Source organism: Buttiauxella ferragutiae, assembly GCF_022637515.1.
In the GTDB taxonomy this organism is placed as follows: domain Bacteria; phylum Pseudomonadota; class Gammaproteobacteria; order Enterobacterales; family Enterobacteriaceae; genus Buttiauxella; species Buttiauxella ferragutiae.
Genome location: NZ_CP093332.1, coordinates 204,447 through 219,257, shown reverse-complemented (window position 1 = coordinate 219,257; position 14,811 = coordinate 204,447). Strand labels below are relative to the sequence as shown.

Here is a 14,811-nt window from a genome sequence, read left to right as displayed (position 1 = left end):
AAGTTTACCGATCCCTGAACTTACCGAAACGGTGAACGTCAAAAGCCGAACCGGTTTTGACCTTGAGTCCCGGTATAAATTGCCCCAGCGTTACCCATAAGTCAGGGCTGAGCTGCCGGGAGCAGCGAAAGAGAGCGATCGCCGGGAGCGAGTCGCGAACGACCCTGAACGTTGGGGATAAGCTGGGGTTTACCGCGCAGCGGCAATTTAATCACCGGGCGCCGGGGTTGCCAGGGGGCTGGCGTGAGCCACCTGGCACGTTCACCGTTCGCAGATATATGAAGGACCTGAGATCTCCCGGGTGAACGGAACACCACCTTACTCAGCATAAACAATGCTGACATTCCCCCGTCAAACATGTCGAAATGACATGTCAATCCTGTGGTTACTCACTCGCAATTAATACAAAAATCAATAATTTCAAAAAGATACAATGTTGGCACGAAACGTGCTCTGTAGACGCAACAGCAAAAACAGAGTGATTTAATAATGAACATTTGGGAACTGAGCGAAAAAGCCGAATACATTGCCGACAAGCACCAACGCTTGCTCACGCAGTGGCAACATTACTGCAATAGCTTGATTCAGGGCATCACCCTTTCTAAGGCCAAACTGCATCACGCCGTGGGATGCAACCCTGATGATTCACTGCGCTTCTTCTTATTTGACCATTTCGTCATTCACGTCCGCCTGGCAGAAGGCTTCAACAGCCACACCATCGAGTACTACGTCGAGAAGCGTAACGGCGAAGACAGAGTGTTGATTGCTAAAGCAATCCTTGATGACGAAGGCCGTATCGATAGCACCATCAGCAACCGTAGTCGCGACGATGTGCTCGAGCATTACCTCGAAAAAATCCATCCGGTATACGAAAGCCTGTACAGCGCAGTTCACAGCGACACGCCTGTGTCGATGGGCCAACTGCAACAAAGCTCTCAGGCTTGATAGTCATGCGGGGTGTCGAAAACTGTCGAAACGGCAGCCGTCGGCACTATTTCGTCAAAAATGATGAAAATGATGAAAATGATGAATCGCTTTATAATCGCCGACTCCAAACTCTGCATGGGTTGCCATACCTGCGAGGCGGCTTGCTCTGAAACGCACCGCCTGCACGGCCTGCAATCCATGCCACGCCTGAAAGTGATGCGTGACGCGAATGATTCCGCGCCGCAAATGTGCCATCACTGTGAAGATGCGCCTTGTGCTGGCGTCTGTCCGGTAAATGCCATTAAACGCGTTGATGGCGCAGTACAGCTTAATGAAAGCCTGTGCGTCAGTTGCAAACTGTGCGCTATCGCCTGCCCATTCGGTTCTATCGAATTCTCCGGCAGTCGCCCAATTCATATCCCGGCTAATGCCAACAGCCCGAAAGCGCCTCCTGCACCGCCAGCCCCTGCGCGTGTCAGCACGCTTATCGACTGGGTGCCGGGCATCCGCGCTATCGCCGTGAAATGCGACTTGTGCAGTTTCGACGAAGATGGCCCGGCGTGCGTGCGCACCTGCCCAACTAAAGCGCTGCGCGTGGTTGATAACAACGACATTGCCAAATCAAGCAAACGCAAACGTGAATTGACCCTGAGCACCACGCTTGGCGATCTCACCCTGTTTACCCAGCCTGAGGTAAAAAAATGAGTGCATTTATCCTGATTCATTGGGCACTAATGGGATTTGTGCTAAGCGCAGTGCTGGCAGGAATCACGGCATTTAATAAACCGCTGAGCGGTTTTATCGCCGGGATTGGCGGAGCTATCAGTTCGGTGCTGGTGCTGATTGCCGGTTTCGATGCCTTAACCGGTTTTAGCGGTATGGCACAAGTCTGGCAACTGCATTTACAGCTCAACGCCTTTAACGGCATCTGGCTGGTGACGTTGGGTCTGCCAGGTCTGTTTATCTCGCTGTTTAATATCGACTGGCATCGCCATCAGGCAGTCAAAGCCAATGGCTTGCTGGTGAACCTGGTGATGGCTGCGGCGGTTGCGGCACTGGTGGCTGATAACCTCGGCATGTTAGTGGTGCTGGCAGAAATCGTCGCACTCAGCGGCTACTTCCTGACGGGCTGCCAGAAATCCGGGCAGCTGTGGTTTGCGCTGGGCCGCCTCGGCACCGTGCTACTAGCCATCGCGTGTTGGATGCTGTGGGAACAGTACGGCACGCTGAGCTACGTCGAACTGCATTTGTTGACCAATGGCGCGCCAATCAGCTCCGTCGTCTGGTTGCTGGGTCTGGTTGGTTTTGGCCTACTGGCAGGCATTATCCCGCTGCACGGCTGGGTGCCTCAGGCACACGCCAATGCGTCTGCTCCTGCTGCGGCGCTGTTTTCTGCAGTGGTGCTGAAAATTGGTTTGTTCGGCATTATGAGTTTCTCACTGATCAGCAACGTGATTCCGCTGTGGTGGGGCATTCTGGTGGTGATTCTGGGGATGATTACAGCGTTTATCGGCGGCCTGTACGCGCTGATGGAACACAATATCAACCGCCTGCTGGCTTACCACTCGCTGGAAAACATCGGCATTATTCTGCTCGGCCTCGGCGTTGGCCTGATGGGTCTGGCGCTGAACGAATCCACGCTGGTTGCGCTGGGCATGATTGGTGGCTTGTATCACCTGTTCAACCATAGCGTATTCAAAACCACGTTGTTCCTCGGCGCTGGCGCAGTCTGGTTCCGCACTGGCCATCGCGACATCGAAAAACTGGGCGGGATTGGCAAGCGTATGCCGCTGATTTCCATCGCCATGCTGATTGGCCTGATGGCGATGGCTGCTCTGCCTCCGCTCAACGGTTTTGCTGGCGAATGGGTGATTTACCAGTCGTTCTTCCACCTCGGCACCTTGCCGCTGTTTATCGCTCGCTTCTTAGGCCCGTTGCTGGCTGTAGGCCTGGCGATTACTGGCGCGCTGGCAGTGATGTGTATGGCGAAAGTTTATGGCGTTACCTTCCTGGGCGCACCGCGCACACCGGAAGCTGAAAACGCCACATCTGCACCGTTCTTGATGAACCTGAGTGTGGCTGCACTGGCCGCCTGTTGTGTGATTGCCGGTGTTGCTGCGCCATGGCTGATTCCGCTGTTGCAGAACGCTATTCCGCTGCCGCTGCAAACCGCAAATACCACCGTTTCACAACCGATGATCACCCTGTTGCTGATTGCCAGCCCACTGCTGCCATTGATTTTGATGGTGATTTTCCGTGGCGATCGCCTGCCAAACCGTTCGCGCGGCACGGCCTGGGTTTGTGGCTACGACCACGAACAAGCGATGGTGATTACTGCGGGTGGTTTTGCTCAACCAGTGAAAGCGGCGTTCGCGCCACTGCTGAAACTGCGCAAAACCCTGAACCCGGTGAAATGGGTGCCTGGCTGGCAGTGTGATTGCCTTGCCGGTACGTTCCGTCGCCTGGCGATGATTGAGCTGGCGGTGTTGCTGGTTGCGGTTTGCGCTTAAGGAGCCTGAGATGAAGTTCATTTTATTACCCATGATTCAGGCGCTGGTGTTGTTTGCTATCGCGCCGCTGTTGTCTGGTATTACCCGCGTCACTCGCGCCCGTATGCACAACCGCCGCGGGCCTGGCGTGATGCAGGAATATCGTGACCTGTTCAAATTGTTCAGCCGCCAGAGCGTAGCACCAGCCGCGTCCGGTTGGGTGTTCCGCCTGATGCCGTTTGTGATGGTTGGCGTCATGCTGACGATTGCCACCGCGCTGCCGGTCGTCACCCTCTATTCACCGCTGCCGTCGTTGGGCGATTTGATCACCCTTATCTACCTGTTCGCCATCGCCCGTTTCTTCTTCGCGATTGCAGGCCTCGACACCGGTAGCCCGTTTACCGGTATCGGTGCCAGCCGTGAAGCGATGCTCGGCGTATTGGTTGAGCCAATCCTGATTCTGGGATTGTGGGTTGCCGCGCAAGTCGCTGGCAGCACCCACATCAGCAATATCGCTTCCACCATTTACCACTGGCCAACTGCGCAGAGTTTAACGCTGATTCTGGCATTCGCCGCTTGTGCCTTCGCCACGTTTATCGAAATGGGCAAACTGCCATTTGACCTCGCAGAAGCCGAGCAAGAGTTGCAGGAAGGCCCATTGACCGAATACAGCGGGGCGGGTTTTGCGGTGCTGAAATGGGGTATCTCCCTCAAGCAATTGGTGGTGCTGCAAATGTTCGTTGGCGTGTTCCTGCCGTGGGGCCAGATGAGCGAATTTAGCTGGGGCGGTCTCGTCATCGCGCTGGTTCTGGCGGCAGTTAAGCTGGTGCTTGGCGTGCTGATTATCGCGCTGTTCGAAAACAGCATGGCGCGTTTACGCATGCTGGAAACTTCGCGCATTACCTGGGCCGGTTTTGGCTTTGCCTTTTTAGCCTTCGTCTCCTTGCTGGCGGCGTGATTTAAGAGAATTTATCTATGTCTGAAGAAAAGATTGGCCAACACTATCTCGCCGCTTTGCATAAGCAATTTCCTCATGCGGTGATCGACGAAGCGTGGCAGACCAAAGACCAAATCACCGTCAACGTGAAGCTCAACATGCTGCCAGAAGTGGTGGAATGGCTTTACTACCAACAGGGCGGCTGGTTATCCGTATTGTTCGGTAACGATGAGCGCCAGTTGTGCGGCAACTATGCGGTTTATTACGTGCTTTCAATGGAAACTGGCGTGAAATGCTGGATTACCGTGCGTGTAGAAGTCGATGCCGACAAGCCTGAATTCCCGTCCGTCACGCCGCGTGTGCCAGCGGCGGTGTGGGGCGAGCGTGAAGTGCGTGATATGTACGGCCTGCAACCTGTTGGCCTGCCAGATGAGCGCCGTTTAGTGCTGCCCGATGATTGGCCAGACGATTTGTATCCGCTGCGCAAAGACAGCATGGATTACCGTCAGCGCCCTGCCCCAACCAGCGATCAGGAAACCTATCAGTTCATCAATGAGCTGGGCAGCAAGAAAAACAACGTGGTGCCAATTGGCCCTCTGCACGTTACCAGCGATGAACCGGGCCACTTCCGCCTGTTCGTTGATGGCGAAAACATCATTGATGCCGATTACCGCCTGTTCTATGTTCACCGTGGCATGGAAAAACTGGCTGAAACCCGCATGGGCTACAACGAAGTCACCTTCTTGTCTGACCGCGTTTGTGGCATCTGTGGCTTCGCCCACAGCACCGCGTACACCACGTCTGTCGAGAATGCGATGGGTATCGTGGTGCCAGAACGCGCCCAGATGATCCGTGCGATTTTGCTGGAAGTTGAACGCCTGCACAGCCACCTGCTGAACCTCGGCCTGGCTTGCCACTTTGTCGGCTTCGACTCCGGCTTTATGCAGTTCTTCCGCGTGCGTGAGATGTCGATGAAAATGGCGGAAATCCTCACCGGTGCACGTAAGACTTACGGCCTGAACCTGATCGGCGGGATTCGTCGCGATCTGTTGAAAGACGACATGATCCAGACACGCCAGCTCGCACAGCAAATGCGCCGCGAAGTGAAAGACCTGGTCGATATTCTGATGAGCACGCCAAACATCGAACAGCGTACCGTTGGTATTGGCCGTCTTGACCCGCAAATCGCTCGTGATTTCAGTAACGTCGGTCCAATGGTTCGCGCCAGCGGTCATGCCCGTGACACTCGCGCCGATCACCCGTTTGTCGGTTACGGTTTGCTGCCAATGGAAGTCCACAGCGAAACCGGCTGCGACGTTCTGTCGCGCCTGAAAGTACGCATCAACGAAGTGTATACCGCGCTGAACATGATTGATTTCGGCCTGGATAACTTGCCTGGCGGCCCGCTGGCGGTAGACGGTTTCACCTATATTCCAAACCGTTTTGCACTGGGCTTCTCTGAAGCGCCGCGTGGCGATGACATTCACTGGTCGATGACCGGCGATAACCAGAAGTTGTACCGCTGGCGCTGTCGTGCGGCGACTTACGCCAACTGGCCGACGCTGCGCTACATGCTGCGCGGCAACACTGTTTCTGATGCGCCGCTTATCATCGGTAGCCTTGACCCTTGCTACTCCTGTACCGACCGCATGACGGTGGTTGATGTGCGTAAGCGCAAGACCAAAGTGGTGCCGTACAAAGAGCTTGAGCGCTACAGCATTGAACGCACCAATTCGCCGCTGAAATGATTGAGATGCCTTTGGCTAATGCAACCCTCACCCTAACCCTCTCCCTGAGGGAGAGGGAACCTTCTTTTCCCCCTCTCCAGGGGGAGAGGGCCGGGGTGAGGGCAAATACAGCCAAAGCAAAACACCGGAGTCACCATGTTTAACTTCATCAAAAAAGCCATTAAAGGCGGCGTGGCCACTGAGTCGTACCCGCTACAGCCGATCGCCGTGGACCCAAACTTCCGGGGCAAGCCGGAACATAATCCGCAGCAATGCATTGGCTGTGCGGCATGCGTTAACGCATGCCCATCCAACGCATTAACGGTGGAAACCGATCTGGTGGCCGGCCAACTGGCGTGGACTTTCAACCTTGGGCGCTGCATTTTCTGCGCACGCTGCGAAGAAGTCTGCCCAACGGCTGCCATCAAGCTTTCTCAGGAATATGAACTGGCAGTGTGGAACAAAGCCGATTTCCTGCAACAGGCGCGTTTTGACCTGTGCAACTGCCGCCAGTGCAGCAAGCCTTTCGCGGTGCAAAAAGAGATTGATTACGCCATTGCCCTGCTTGAGCACAACGGCGACAAACTTGCCGAAGCGCATCGCGCTGCGTTTGAAACCTGCCCGGAATGTAAACGCCAGCAAAGCCTGGTCTCTTCCGACCAAATCGACCTTAGCCGCCAAATTAGAGAGGCCAGCTAATGAGTATGTTACTCGGCCCACGCGACGACAACGGCATGCCAGTGCCAATGACGGTGGATGAATCCATCGCCGCGATGAAAACATCGTTGCTGAAAAAGATTAAACGTTCCGCCTATGTTTACCGCGTTGACTGCGGTGGCTGTAACGGTTGCGAAATCGAAATTTTTGCTACCCTTTCACCACTTTTCGATGCAGAACGCTTCGGGATCAAAGTGGTTCCGTCACCTCGTCACGCGGATATTTTACTGTTTACCGGCGCTGTGACTCGCGCCATGCGTTCCCCCGCGCTGCGTGCCTGGGAATCAGCGCCGGACCCAAAAATCTGTATTTCTTACGGCGCATGCGGTAATAGCGGCGGCATCTTCCACGACCTGTATTGCGTCTGGGGTGGCACCGACAAAATCGTCCCGGTCGACGTGTATATTCCAGGTTGCCCGCCAACACCTGCGGCAACGCTGTATGGTTTTGCTATGGCACTAGGCTTGCTGGAGCAAAAAATCCACGCCCGTGAAGCCAGTGAAATGGATGCACAACCGGCGCAAATCCTGCATCCGGATATGGTTCAGCCACTGCGTGTTCGTATCGACCGCGCAGCGCGCAGCCTTGCGGGTTATCGCTATGGCCGCCAGATTGCTGACAGCTATATGGAAAATCTCACCGCCGGTGGCGGCAGTGTTCAGCAGTGGCTGGCACATGAGAACGATCCGCGTCTGACTGAGATCGTCACGCATCTGGAAGAACTGGTTAAGCAGGAGCGCGTGTAATGAGCGAGTCGGTGGTGTTTTGCCAGCTTAGCCGTAAGTTTGTCGATGAAAACGACAACACCCCGAGTGATGCGCAACAGGTGGTTTATTACAGCCTGGCAATCGGCCACCATCTCGGCGTTATCGACTGCCTGAAAGAAAATTTAGTGTGTTCGTTTGAGCCTTACAAAGCGTGGATTGCCACGCTTGAAGAGGGCAGCGAAGCGCGGCGCAAAATGGAAGGTGTGCCGCGTTACGGTGAAATCGTTATCGATCAGAGCCATGTGGTTTTGTTGGCAAAAGCATTTGATGCCGCAAAACCGAATCAAACTGAACAGCAGCAAGAATGGAGCCAGGCGTTGCTCGATATGCTGCAAGCCATTCAACAAGAACCCGCCATTTATTTGATGGTACGGAGACGCTATGACTAACGTTTTACTTTGTGTCGGCAACAGCATGATGGGTGACGACGGTGCTGGCCCGTTGCTGGCAGAAAAGTGCCAGGCCGCCCCACAAGGCGACTGGATTGTTATCGACGGCGGCACCGCACCGGAAAACGATGTGGTGGCGATTCGTGAATTACGCCCGCAAAGATTGCTGCTGGTTGATGCCACGGATATGGGCCTGAACCCAGGTGAAATCCGTATCATCGACCCGGATGACATCGCCGAAATGTTTATGATGACCACCCACAACATGCCACTTAATTATTTGATCGATCAGATTAAAGAAGATGTTGCCGAGGTGATTTTCCTCGGCATTCAGCCTGATATTGTTGGTTTTTACTACCCAATGACCGACGCGATAAAAGCGGCGGTGGAAACGGTGTATCAGAGCCTGGCAGGCTGGGAAGGTAAAGGCGGCTTCACGGATTTAGAAGCACCTGATTTTGAGATGTAATGACGGCTGGGCATGGATGCCCATTCACGTCCTGTTTTTATCTCTTTACCAGGGAAGGATGCGAGCTAAATAATAGACGTTACATCGACGAACAGTCCCCCAACCAATAGAAATGCAACGTCAAATATCATTGATCAAATTAATTTATATAAAATTACTGACTGACATGGTTGTGTATGTTCTATATTGAGAATGAAACACCATATGTAGCGCACCTTCCATTTTCTTACGACCGACAAAATCATTTGGATAAATAATTTCACCCAAATTAGAATCAAAGAAACAAATATCGCGAGCGGCTATCTTCAGAGCAACGGAATGCCCAACGCTTGCGTTAACCATATTTATTTCATGCTTACCATTCATTACCAATTCATTCATCAAAGCTGATGCCGATACTCTACTTAGTCTGACCATACCTCTATAACGAATATGACCTTCTATTCTTACAATCTCATTAAATATTTCTTCTCTGGGAAGTGAGGTATACGCCAAAGCAACATGATAATGTTGATATTGGAGATTCATAACCCCGCGAATAATGCTCTGAGTTTTTGGCAAATGAAAATAATTCTCAACATTGCACGAATGCGGAGGTGAAATAAGGTAAGCTGCGCTAAATCCATAACAAGCCCCCCCCAATCCATATATTTCCTTGCCCTGAATATCCTTTTTCCCTGTTGCTCCAGTCCACACACCACCCAACTTTGTTCGATCGGTACCTGACCAACCGTACTTCCTCATGTAAGCACTCTGGCTAAAGTAATTGTATTTACCCTTAGTATTTCTGACATAAGTCATTAATGCATTTACTATGTTTGGCATCCAATCCCTTATATAGACTCATACGCATAAATTAAACAATACATAACAGATCACAGCGTTATCTCAATGGCTGAGATTTATGTAATAATTTGGGGTGGCACGCTATCACAAATATTATTACCTTTATACTTAAATAGTTATTAAGTATTATATAGTCATTATTAAAACCAATGATAAACCTCACAAATAAAACTATTTAATTAAAAAAGAAAATATATTATTAATATATTTGATATTGACACTACTTCATTGTTATCGATTACCTGAGTTTGAACGGCCAGGAAAAGCCGTTTATCTCCTGGTGAGGGCAACTCAATCCACTCTCTGTCATCTGCCCAAATGACATCGTCAAATGTGTCGATGTCACTGTCATCCCACCCCGGATCAATGCGCAAAGCCTTGAATCACGCTAGTTTCAAAGTTGGCACACTTTATGTATGCCTAAAGCAGTCTTATAAAAAACACTCTATCCAGGAGTCTCTGATGAACCGCTTCATCATTGCTGATTCGAGCAAATGTATTGGCTGTCGCACTTGCGAAGTGGCCTGTGTCGTGTCCCACCAGGAAGCACAGGATTGCGCGGCATTAACACCGCAAACTTTCCTGCCTCGTATTCACGTGGTTAAAGGCGTGAATGTTTCTACCGCAACGATGTGCCGCCAGTGCGAAGACGCACCTTGCGCCAACGTCTGCCCTAACGGGGCTATCAGCCGCGAACATGGTTTTGTGAATGTGATGCAGGAACGCTGCATCGGCTGCAAAACCTGTGTGGTTGCCTGCCCATATGGCGCGATGGAAGTGGTTGTTCGCCCGGTTGTGCGTAACAGCGGCGCGGGTCTTAACGTGATGGCTGAAAAAGCCGAAGCGAATAAGTGCGACCTTTGCCACACCCGTGCAGAAGGCCCGGCCTGTATGGAAGCCTGCCCAACCAACGCCATTATCTGCGTTGATCGCAACAAACTTGAACAAATGAATATCGAAAAACGCCGCCGTGCTGCGTTTGATGCGACTTCATCTATTTATTTCTAAACCCCTTTAACTTCACTTTTAACAGGTCTGTTACTGATGAAAAAAATTACCAGCGTCTGCCCTTACTGTGGCGCAGGCTGCAAACTCAAACTGGTTGTTGAGAAGAATAAAATTATCCGTGCCGAAGCGGCTGATGGCGTGACGAACCAAAATGAACTCTGCCTGAAAGGCTATTACGGCTGGGATTTTCTCAACGACACAAAACTGCTCACACCGCGTCTGACGCAGCCGATGATTCGTTATGAAAAAGGCGGCAAGCTCCAGCCTGTTAGCTGGGATGAAGCCATTAGCTATACCGCGAAACGCCTGAAAGCTATTAAAGAGCAATATGGCCCGCGTTCCATTATGACGACCGGTTCGTCACGCGGAACGGGTAACGAAACTAACTATGTGATGCAGAAGTTTGCCCGCGGTGTGCTGCATACCAACAACGTCGATTGCTGTGCGCGTGTTTGCCACGGGCCGTCGGTGGCGGGTTTGCAGGTGACGCTGGGAAATGGCGCGATGAGTAACTCCATCGGCGACATCGAACATTCAAAATGCCTGTTGGTATTTGGTTATAACTGCGCCGATTCGCACCCGATCGTGGCGCGTCGGGTGATTAAAGCGAAAGAAAATGGCGCGAAAATTATTGTTTGTGACCCGCGCCGCATCGAAACCGCGCGTATTGCAGACCAACATTTGCAGCTGAAAAACGGCTGTAATATGGCGCTGGTGAATGCCTTTGGCTACGTGCTGCTCGAAGAGAACCTCTACGATAAAGAGTACGTGGCGAAATTTACTGACGGTCTGGATGCTTACCGTGAAGTGGTAAAAGGCTACGCGCCAGAAGACGTTGAGCATTTGACTGGCGTACCGGCGCATCAGGTTCGTCAGGCGATGCGGACGTTCGCCGCAGCTCCTTCAGCCACCATCATGTGGGGCATGGGCGTGACGCAGTTTGGTCAGGCAGTCGACGTGGTAAAAGGCTTATCAAGCCTGGCACTGCTGACCGGTAACCTGGGGCGTGAAAACGTTGGCGTTGGCCCGGTACGTGGGCAAAACAACGTGCAGGGTGCGTGTGATATGGGCGTGCTGCCGAACCAGTTCCCTGGCTATCAGGATGTGGTTGACCCGGACGTTCGTGCCAAATTTGCCAAAGCATGGGGCATCAACGTTGATGATATGGACGACAAAGTCGGCGTGCGTATCACCGAAGTGCCGCATATGGCCATCGAAGGCGAAATGAAAGCCTATTACATCATGGGCGAAGACCCGTTGCAGACCGAAGCCGATCTTGGCCTGGTGCGCAAAGGGTTTGAAGCGCTCGATTTTGTGGTAGTGCAGGACATCTTTATGACCAAAACCGCCGAAGTGGCGGATGTGATTTTGCCAGCGACTTCCTGGGGCGAACACGGTGGCGTATTCACCTGTGCGGACCGCGGCTTCCAGCGTTTTGAAAAAGCCATTGATGCGAAATACAACGTCAAACGTGACTGGGAAATTATCAGCCTGCTCGCAACCGAGATGGGCTACCCGATGCACTACGACAACAACCAGCAAATCTGGGACGAACTGCGCGAACTCTGCCCGCTGTTCTTTGGTGTGACCTGGGAAAAAATGGGTGAAATGGGCCATGTTCAGTGGCCGTGCCCGACGCTTGACCACCCTGGCACGCCGTATCTCTACAAAGACAGCAAGTTTGATACACCAAATGGTAAAGGCCAGCTTTTTGCCGCGCAGTGGCGTGCACCTGCCGAAGTGCCAGATGCCGAATATCCGCTGGTGCTGTGTACCGTGCGTGAAGTTGGCCACTACTCTTGCCGCTCGATGACCGGTAACTGTGCGGCGCTGCAAACCCTGGCCGATGAACCTGGATTTGTGCAAATGAACCCGACAGACGCCAACCTGCTCGGCATTAAAGACAAGCAACTGGTGTGGGTCAGTTCACGTCGCGGCAAAGTTATCAGCCGTGCAGAAGTGAACGAGCGCATTAACGTAGGCTCCGTTTACATGACCTACCAATGGTGGATTGGTGCGTGTAATGAGCTAACGCAGGACAACCTGGACCCGATTTCCAAAACACCGGAAACCAAGTATTGCGCGGTCAACGTTAGCCAGATTGCCGACCAGCAATGGGCAGAAAACTACGCTCAGACGACCTATAGCGATATGAAAGCGCGTTTGCGTCAGGCTGTAGAAGTTTAAGTGTAAAAACAACCCTCATCCCAACCTTCTCCCTGAGGGAGAAGGAGTATTCCCCCTCTCCTGTGGGAGAGGGTTGGGGTGAGGACGAAAGTTTTAAGGAACAATTGTGAATTTTAACGGCGTGATGCTACGCATTCGCGGCAAAGTGCAGGGCGTTGGCTTCCGGCCATTCGTCTGGCAACTGGCGCAACAACTCAGCCTCACCGGCGATGTCTGCAATGACGGCGCGGGTGTGTTAGTGCGCCTGACATCCACCGCCGATGCGTTTATCACCAGGCTTCACGCCCATTGCCCGCCACTGGCGCGTATCGATAGCCTTGAACAATCGCCAATGCAGTGGGAAACGCTACCCCAGGATTTCACCATTCGCCACAGTCACAGCAGCGCGATGGAGACACAAATCGTCCCCGACGCCGCCACCTGCCCGGATTGCCTGCGCGAACTCAATGATCCAAACAATCGCCGTTATCGCTATCCGTTTATCAATTGCACCCACTGCGGCCCGCGCTTCACCATTATTAATGCCATGCCGTATGACCGGCCAAACACGGTGATGGCGGCTTTTCCACTTTGCCCAGCGTGTGAAAAAGAGTACCGCGAACCAATGGACAGGCGCTTTCATGCGCAGCCTGTCGCTTGCCCGGAATGTGGGCCGCAAATCAGCTGGCAATGTGATGAGCAACACCTTGAGCGCGAAGGCGCTTTGCAGGCAGCCATTGCAGCGTTAAAAGCCGGGAAAATCGTGGCGATAAAAGGGCTGGGCGGCTTTCATCTGGCGGTTGATGCGCGTAACGATGCAGCGGTTTCACGGCTGCGCGAGCGTAAACAGCGCCCGTCCAAACCGCTGGCGGTGATGCTGCCAGATTCAGACGGCTTACCAGAAAATGTACTCGCCCAACTGACAACGCCTGCGGCACCGATTGTGTTAATGGCAAAGTCTGCGCTGCCTGGGCTAAGTGCGTTTATCGCCCCTGGCCTTCGCGAAGTCGGCGTGATGCTACCCGCCAACCCGCTACAACACCTTTTGCTTCAGGGTTTTGGCGGCCCGCTGGTAATGACATCCGGCAATTTAAATGGCAAACCGCCAGCCATCACCAATCAGCAAGCGCTTGAAGAACTGGCCGATATTGCCGACGGCTGGTTGTTGCACAACCGCGACATCGTGCAGCGAATGGATGATTCCGTGGTGCGGGCAAACGGTGAGATGCTGCGCCGCGCCAGAGGGTTTGTGCCAGATGCTCTGCCGTTGCCGCCAGGTTTTTCAGGCCTGCCGCCGATTCTGGCGTTAGGTTCCGACCTGAAAAATACCTTCTGCTTGCTGCGTGGCAACCAGGCGGTGCTCAGCCAGCATCTTGGCGATCTCGCAGAAGAAGGCGTTGAAGAGCAGTGGCAAAAAGCACGCACACTGATGTGCGAAGCCTATGATTTTACGCCAGAACAGATCGTGATAGACGCCCACCCAGGCTACCACAGCGCCCGCATCGGCCAGGAAATGGGCATGCCTGTGAGCAAAGTTTTGCATCACCATGCTCATGCAGTGGCATGTATGGCGGAACACAGTTGGCAGTTGGACGGCGGTGATGCGATCGCGCTAACCCTTGATGGCATTGGCTACGGCGAGAACGACCAGTTGTGGGGCGGCGAGTGCCTGCGGGTGAACTATCGCGATTGCGAACATCTCGGTGGCTTGCCCGCTGTAGCGCTGCCGGGTGGCGATCTCGCCGCTCGCCAGCCGTGGCGCAACCTGTTCGCCCAATGCCTGGCTTTTGTGCCGGACTGGCAACAATGCCCTGAAACCGCCGTGGTGCGCGAACAAAACTGGCCGCTGCTGGCAACGGCGATTGCGCGTGGGATTAACAGCCCACGAGCCTCCTCCACGGGCCGCCTGTTTGATGCAGCTGCGGCGGCGCTGAACTGCGCTCCGCTACAGCAAAGCTACGAAGGGGAAGCCGCCTGTCGCTTTGAAGCGCTGGCGTCACAAAGTGGTGCGTGTCTGCATCCTGTTACCCTGCCGCTTATCAAAGGCCAACTCGATATGGCGGTGTTCTGGCAGCAATGGCTGAACTGGCACGACTGTGCACCCGCTCGCGCCTGGGCTTTTCATGATGCGCTGGCAAAAGGGTTGGCTGATTTAGCCCGCAGCCACGCAGACAAGCTGGCGATTAAAACCATCGTATTCAGCGGTGGCGTGCTGCATAACCAGCTGATGCGCGAAAGATTTTCGTATCACCTAGCGGATTTCAATCTGCTCTTCCCGACACAGTTGCCAGCCGGTGACGGTGCCCTTGCATTGGGCCAGGCGCTGGTTGCCGCCGCCCGCTTCCACCTTCCTTCACAAGGATAAAATG

The 14,811-nt window shown here is 53.4% G+C and carries 13 protein-coding genes; 12 read left to right on the top strand and 1 reads right to left on the bottom strand.

Annotated elements, in window-relative coordinates:
- Window positions 1-489: 489 nt before the first annotated feature.
- From hycA to hycI, 9 genes are all read left to right on the top strand, one after another.
- Window positions 490-945, top strand: a complete 456-nt coding sequence (gene hycA, locus MNO13_RS00935) for a formate hydrogenlyase regulator HycA (RefSeq protein ID WP_064542442.1) — start codon at window positions 490-492, stop codon at window positions 943-945.
- Window positions 946-1,026: 81 nt separating this feature from the next.
- The gene (locus tag MNO13_RS00930) at window positions 1,027-1,632 is read left to right on the top strand and encodes a 4Fe-4S dicluster domain-containing protein (protein WP_064542565.1); all 606 of its coding nucleotides are present in this window, start codon (window positions 1,027-1,029) and stop codon (window positions 1,630-1,632) included.
- Window positions 1,629-3,437: a formate hydrogenlyase subunit 3 gene (hycC, locus tag MNO13_RS00925; RefSeq protein ID WP_241939430.1), complete on the top strand. Its 1,809-nt coding sequence runs from the start codon at window positions 1,629-1,631 to the stop codon at window positions 3,435-3,437. Before MNO13_RS00930 ends, hycC begins: the two co-directional genes overlap by 4 nt.
- Window positions 3,438-3,447: 10 nt before the next feature.
- Window positions 3,448-4,374, top strand: coding sequence for a respiratory chain complex I subunit 1 family protein (locus MNO13_RS00920; protein WP_064542436.1), 927 nt, complete (start codon window positions 3,448-3,450; stop codon window positions 4,372-4,374).
- A 17-nt stretch (window positions 4,375-4,391) separates the two neighbouring features.
- A complete protein-coding gene (locus tag MNO13_RS00915; RefSeq protein ID WP_064542433.1) occupies window positions 4,392-6,101 on the top strand; it encodes a hydrogenase large subunit in 1,710 nt (569 codons plus the stop codon).
- Between the two features lie 135 nt (window positions 6,102-6,236).
- Window positions 6,237-6,779, top strand: coding sequence for a formate hydrogenlyase complex iron-sulfur subunit (locus tag MNO13_RS00910; RefSeq protein ID WP_064542431.1), 543 nt, complete (start codon window positions 6,237-6,239; stop codon window positions 6,777-6,779).
- Window positions 6,779-7,543 carry an NADH-quinone oxidoreductase subunit B family protein gene (locus MNO13_RS00905; protein WP_121814705.1) on the top strand — a complete coding sequence of 255 codons (765 nt, stop codon included), beginning with the start codon at window positions 6,779-6,781 and terminating at the stop codon, window positions 7,541-7,543. Before MNO13_RS00910 ends, MNO13_RS00905 begins: the two co-directional genes overlap by 1 nt.
- The gene (locus MNO13_RS00900; RefSeq protein ID WP_064542425.1) at window positions 7,543-7,953 is read left to right on the top strand and encodes a formate hydrogenlyase maturation HycH family protein; all 411 of its coding nucleotides are present in this window, start codon (window positions 7,543-7,545) and stop codon (window positions 7,951-7,953) included. The genes MNO13_RS00905 and MNO13_RS00900 overlap by 1 nt, the downstream gene beginning before the upstream one ends.
- Window positions 7,946-8,422 carry a hydrogenase maturation peptidase HycI gene (gene hycI / locus MNO13_RS00895; protein ID WP_064542421.1) on the top strand — a complete coding sequence of 159 codons (477 nt, stop codon included), beginning with the start codon at window positions 7,946-7,948 and terminating at the stop codon, window positions 8,420-8,422. Before MNO13_RS00900 ends, hycI begins: the two co-directional genes overlap by 8 nt.
- Before the next feature lie 144 nt (window positions 8,423-8,566).
- On the opposite strand, the gene MNO13_RS00890 is transcribed toward hycI, so the two are convergent.
- Window positions 8,567-9,247, bottom strand: coding sequence for a hypothetical protein (locus tag MNO13_RS00890; RefSeq protein ID WP_064542418.1), 681 nt, complete (start codon window positions 9,245-9,247; stop codon window positions 8,567-8,569).
- Between the two features lie 483 nt (window positions 9,248-9,730).
- Between MNO13_RS00890 and hydN the strand changes: the two genes are divergently transcribed.
- The 3 genes from hydN to hypF all read left to right on the top strand — a co-directional run bounded on the left by hydN (window position 9,731) and on the right by hypF (window position 14,807).
- Complete coding sequence (gene hydN / locus MNO13_RS00885) at window positions 9,731-10,276, top strand: electron transport protein HydN (protein WP_064542415.1); 546 nt, start codon at window positions 9,731-9,733, stop codon at window positions 10,274-10,276.
- Window positions 10,277-10,312: 36 nt separating this feature from the next.
- Window positions 10,313-12,463 (top strand): formate dehydrogenase subunit alpha, encoded by a 2,151-nt coding sequence (gene fdhF / locus MNO13_RS00880; protein WP_121814701.1) that lies wholly within the window; start codon window positions 10,313-10,315, stop codon window positions 12,461-12,463.
- A gap of 124 nt (window positions 12,464-12,587) precedes the next feature.
- On the top strand, window positions 12,588-14,807 hold the full coding sequence (hypF, locus tag MNO13_RS00875; protein WP_241940104.1) for a carbamoyltransferase HypF: 2,220 nt from the start codon (window positions 12,588-12,590) through the stop codon (window positions 14,805-14,807).
- Window positions 14,808-14,811: the final 4 nt, after the last annotated feature.

Bases quoted from the DNA above. Each gene is read 5' to 3' on its own strand.
- hycA (WP_064542442.1), top strand. From the start codon at position 490: ATGAACATTTGGGAACTGAGCGAAAAAGCCGAATACATTGCCGACAAG.
- MNO13_RS00930 (WP_064542565.1), top strand. From the start codon at position 1,027: ATGAATCGCTTTATAATCGCCGACTCCAAACTCTGCATGGGTTGCCAT.
- hycC (WP_241939430.1), top strand. From the start codon at position 1,629: ATGAGTGCATTTATCCTGATTCATTGGGCACTAATGGGATTTGTGCTA.
- MNO13_RS00920 (WP_064542436.1), top strand. From the start codon at position 3,448: ATGAAGTTCATTTTATTACCCATGATTCAGGCGCTGGTGTTGTTTGCT.
- MNO13_RS00915 (WP_064542433.1), top strand. From the start codon at position 4,392: ATGTCTGAAGAAAAGATTGGCCAACACTATCTCGCCGCTTTGCATAAG.
- MNO13_RS00910 (WP_064542431.1), top strand. From the start codon at position 6,237: ATGTTTAACTTCATCAAAAAAGCCATTAAAGGCGGCGTGGCCACTGAG.
- MNO13_RS00905 (WP_121814705.1), top strand. From the start codon at position 6,779: ATGAGTATGTTACTCGGCCCACGCGACGACAACGGCATGCCAGTGCCA.
- MNO13_RS00900 (WP_064542425.1), top strand. From the start codon at position 7,543: ATGAGCGAGTCGGTGGTGTTTTGCCAGCTTAGCCGTAAGTTTGTCGAT.
- hycI (WP_064542421.1), top strand. From the start codon at position 7,946: ATGACTAACGTTTTACTTTGTGTCGGCAACAGCATGATGGGTGACGAC.
- MNO13_RS00890 (WP_064542418.1), bottom strand. From the start codon at position 9,247: ATGCCAAACATAGTAAATGCATTAATGACTTATGTCAGAAATACTAAG.
- hydN (WP_064542415.1), top strand. From the start codon at position 9,731: ATGAACCGCTTCATCATTGCTGATTCGAGCAAATGTATTGGCTGTCGC.
- fdhF (WP_121814701.1), top strand. From the start codon at position 10,313: ATGAAAAAAATTACCAGCGTCTGCCCTTACTGTGGCGCAGGCTGCAAA.
- hypF (WP_241940104.1), top strand. From the start codon at position 12,588: ATGCTACGCATTCGCGGCAAAGTGCAGGGCGTTGGCTTCCGGCCATTC.